The sequence below is a fragment of the Luteimonas huabeiensis HB2 genome (assembly GCF_000559025.1).
GTDB lineage: Bacteria > Pseudomonadota > Gammaproteobacteria > Xanthomonadales > Xanthomonadaceae > Luteimonas > Luteimonas huabeiensis.
Window position 1 is genome coordinate 1 of the sequence record NZ_JAAN01000068.1, and the last position, 4,509, is coordinate 4,509.

Here is a 4,509-nt window from a genome sequence, read left to right on the forward strand (position 1 = left end):
TCGGAGGTCAGGTTGCCGTTGGCGTCGTAGGTCAGCGCGGCGCCGTTGTACTGCAGCTGCCGGTTGTTGTCGTCGAACGTGTTCGCACCGGTGCTCGCGGGCGGCAGGGCCTGCGGGGCCAGGCTGCCGGTCTGCGCGACCCTCCGCCCTGCGCTGTCGTAGCCGTAGCCCAACGCGTGCAACGGCGTGCCGTCCGGCCTGCGCCAGGCGATGCCGCCCACCTGGCTGGCGGCATTGTAGGCGTAACCGGTCTCGATGCCGTTGGGCAGGCTCTGTTGCGTCAGCCGGTCCAGCGCGTCGTAGGCGAATTCCACCGTCTCCGCGCCTTGCAGGATGCGGGTCAGGCGGTCGTTGGCGTCGTACTGGTACTCGACCCTCGGTTGGCTGGCGGCCGTCATCGCCGTCCTGCGGCCGGCCGCATCGTACTCGTAGGCGATGCTGCCCTGCGGGCTGATCGCCTCGATCACCCGGTCGAGGTCGTCATAGACCCAGCTCAACGTGCCCGAGACGGAGTCGGTGAGGCTCAGGAGTCGGTCGCCGGCGTCGTAGGTGGCCGTGACGGTGCTGCCGTCGGCATAGGTGGTCGACGTCGGGCGCCCCAGCGCGTCGTATGCGTACGTCGTCGTCTGGCCCTTGCGATCCGTGTAGCTCGCGACCCGGCTCATCGTGTCCCAGGTCCAGGACTCGGACTGGCCCAGGTTGTCGGTGCGCTCCACCAGCCGGTCGCGACTGTCGTACTCATAGGTGATGCCGCTGCCGTTGGGCATCAGCACCGCGGTCACGTTGCCGTTGGGGTCGTAGCCGATCTCGGTCGGCTCGCCGGCTGCGTCGACCGTCTTCACGACACGGCCTTCGGCGTCGTATTCGCGGCGGGTGAGGTTGCCCTGGGCGTCCTCGGCGGCGATCACCCGGCCCAGCGCGTCGTGGCGGAACTGGACGCTGCGGCCGAGGGGGTCGGTGACCGATGCCAGGTCGGGACCGAGGTAGCCGAGCGAGGTGACGTTGGACAAGGCATCGACGACGCTATTCGGCTGCCCCGCCGTATTGCAGGTCAGCGCGGTCGAGTAGCCGAGAGGGTTCGTGATCCGAATAAGGCAGCCGTTGTCGTAGGCCAGCGTGGTGCTGCGTCCCAGGGCGTCGGTCACCTGGACCGGCTGGGAATCCGCGTTGTAGGTCACGGACGCGCTGATCGCCTGTGGCGTGCCGGCCAGCGATGTCACACGGGTGACCTGGCCGATCGCGTCGTACTCGTACTCGGTCCGGCGCCCCAGCGGATCGATGCGGGCGGTCATCCGCCCGACGCTGTCGCGCTCGAACGTGAACGTCTGCGCCAGCGGCGTACCATAGGCGAGCGTATCGGAGACCGGATACAGGCCACCTTCCTTATCGAACACCACACGGCGCTGGCTGCCATCCGGATGAGTGACGAGCACACCGCGTTCCTCGCCGACCATGTGGTAGTAATCGATGTGGTAGACGCTGCCGTCGGCCAGCGTCTGCTTGGTGACCCGGCCATGGTTCTGATCGTTGATGCCGGCGACCCACTCGTTCTTGAGCAGGACGTTGCCGCGGCGGTCGTGGATTTCCCGGATGCGATGGGTGGCGAAGGCCCAATTGAACAGCTCGTAGTGATAGTTGCGCTCGGTGCCGTCCGGGTAGGTCACCTTGCTGAGGAGACCGGCGCTGTTGTAGGCGTACTGCCAAGCCGCGCCCTGCTGGTCGATGGCGCGCGAAATGCGGCTGTTGCTGTCGTATTCGAGAACGATGTAACGGCCGTTGGGGGAGACGATTCGACTGACCAGTCCGGCATCGTGGACGTACTCGGTGCGGTTGCCGTAGCGATCCTGGGTCCATAGCAGCCGGTTGGGACTGTACCCGGCGAACTGCATCATCGAGCCATCGCGCAGCGTAAGCCTGTACTTGTATCCGTTGTCGCTGACCTGCTGCAGCAGCGATCCCGAAAGAGAACTGGTTCCGTAATTACGCCAGGAGCCCTGCAAGCCGGTACCGCTGGCGCGCTGGAACAACAGCTTCGCGCCGTTGGGCATGACCAGTTGCATCACGTTGTTGCTCGTTCCGCTGACCGCGTGCAGGCGATAACCGAAGTTGCTGGCCGTGCCGATGCCGAAATCACGACGCTTCAGGTCGCGCGGGCTGTAGGAACGCGCCAGCGAGATCGGCACCACGTCGGCGATGACGATGTCCGTTTCCTGGTAGCTGAACTGCCCGGTCCTGAGATCGATCGGATCTCCTGCCGTGGCGTTCTGACCGGTACCGGCATTGCCTTCGCCACAGCTCTGGCAATCCGGGGGCAGGTCGTCCTCGGGCGCAGGATCATTGGTGTTGACCGAATAGCTGCCACCCATGGTCTGGTGCAGAGCAACGCCCGCCTCGGGCGCGAAGCGGCTTTCGTCCGACGTCACACGCCCCTTGCCGTAGACCCGCCAGCCTTCGGCCGGGTCGTAGATCCAGAAGTCCGCCTGGGTGCCGGCCGGATGCTGATCGTAATTGGGATAGAAGACCCGGATGCCGCGTGCCGACTCTGGATTCAAGCCCTGCACGACCGCGCCGCCCGGCTCGATGGTGAAGTACATCGGGTAGTTCTCGGCCACCGGAAACGGTGCACGGTTGACCGGCGTGGGCACGATCGCGAGTTCGCGCACCAACCGACCCTTGCGATCGCGGACGACGGTACCGGCGGGAACGTGGACCTGCAGGCCCGGCATGTCGGGGTGCGTGAGGACCACGTCGCGGGCGAGCGGAGAGTCGATCCTGACCTTGTCTCGCTCGCTGATGCGCGGCAGATACATCGTGTAGGGCAACTGGTTGAGCGTGCCCGCTGCCACGTCAGCTCCAACCACGAACTGGCCGTATTCGACGCCCGGACGATTGGCGGTGGTGCCGTCGACATAAAGTTCCTGGCGCCCCGCGGGCACCTGGTACAGCCAGAACCGGCCTTGCGCGTCCGTGCGTGCCTTCAACGTCCCGACGCTGACTTCTACGCCCCCCACTGGCTCGCCGTCGACACGCAGGATCTGCCCGGTCAGCGAGGTCAGGCCGACCGCCTCGGTCACCCGGGCCATCAGTTGCGTGGGCATGAGATCGGCCTGCCGGCCGGGCAGCCGCCAGCGGCCGTCGGTATTGGCGCGACCAGGCGTCCAGACACCTTCCACCAGCGTCGCCTTTTCCTCGCAGGGGAGCACGTCGATGGACGCATCGCCGCAGTGGATGCCGGTCGGAGGCGAAGGGTCAGTCGCGGTAACGGGCGTTTCGGCGTACTCCTGAGGCTCTGGAGTCACCTGCCTCTCGGTGACCGACGGCGCCGTTCTGAAATCGATCGCGATCCGCTCGACAGGCTCTCCGGCTACGGTCTCCAGGCCATCGATCAACAGTGTGTACGGGGTGCCAGGAAACAACTCCTGGCGTGGAGACACGAACGCCAGGCGCCCGTCCTCGACCACCACCGTTTCGACTGGCGTGCTACCTCCCGTGCCTAGCAACACGACGTTCGAGTCCCCTACCGACCGTACTGCGATGCGCTGAGCGAAACGAAGCGACAAGCGCTGCGTCGTCGGCACATCGTCTGCACCGTGCATAGGCCGCGAAGCGGCCAGACCGGGCTTGCCGGTTTCTTGCAACTCCCGCACATCGACACGACGCACGCGATCATCGGCAGGATCGAAGACCAGTACGTCCCCGGAGTGGCGCGACCCCATCAGGCGTACGCGCCCGTCGGCGAGGAGGTCGGCACGGTGGCCTCCGCGCAGAACCGGCGCCTCCTGGAGTTCCACCGCCTCGCCCGTGTCCTCGTGCCAAAGGGCATAGCCCGATGCGTTCGAGCGGCCACCGGCCAGCAGAATACGGCCATCGGTCAGCACCGTCGCAGTGTGGTTTGCGCGACCCGCGAACGGAAGCGCCACCGGCTCCAGCGCGCTGAGCTCAGGGTCGAAGATCAGGCCATCGTTCTGCAATTCCCCAGCCTTTCCTGCGCCGCCCCAGATCAGCACCCGTCCGCTCGGCAACAGGGTTACGCTCGCGTTGCGGCGGACAACATCGAGCGGCCACGTCCGCGATCGTTCCGCCGGTGCCGAGGCGGTTCGCGACACGGATCGACCATCCGCGGAGAGCACCAGCAGGCTTCCATCAGGAAGGCGGGCGCGGCGTTGGAGAGCCGGGGCTTGCGCGGGGTGCTCTGTAGCGGGCGCTCCAGTCCGGTCGAACGTTCCAGCGCCCATATCCTCGAAGTGCCCGGAGGCGCTACTGGCCGCCAGGGTCCCCAGCAAAAACCCCATGAAACCGGCTCTCCAGCCGCTTCGATGCACACCGATCATTTGCGTGCTCCAGTCCATTTCCGTAAGGCTGCTACCGGCTCTGCAAGGTCAATTGGGCTTGCAGGGTTTCACCGTAATAGGGATCGACGAGGAAGACGTACTCCCCTGCTTCAGGCAGACTCGGCACATTCAATGTCATACCTGACGTAGCAGTACCGCTCGTCAGCAACGTCCCGTT

The 4,509-nt window shown here is 65.9% G+C and carries 1 protein-coding gene; it reads right to left on the bottom strand.

Annotation, left to right across the window (positions count from 1 at the left end; all coding sequences use genetic code 11):
- The coding region (locus Z164_RS22225; RefSeq protein WP_236621839.1) for a DUF6531 domain-containing protein at window positions 1-4,007 on the bottom strand (4,007 nt) is incomplete at its 3' end.
- Between the last annotated feature and the right edge of the window lie 502 nt (window positions 4,008-4,509).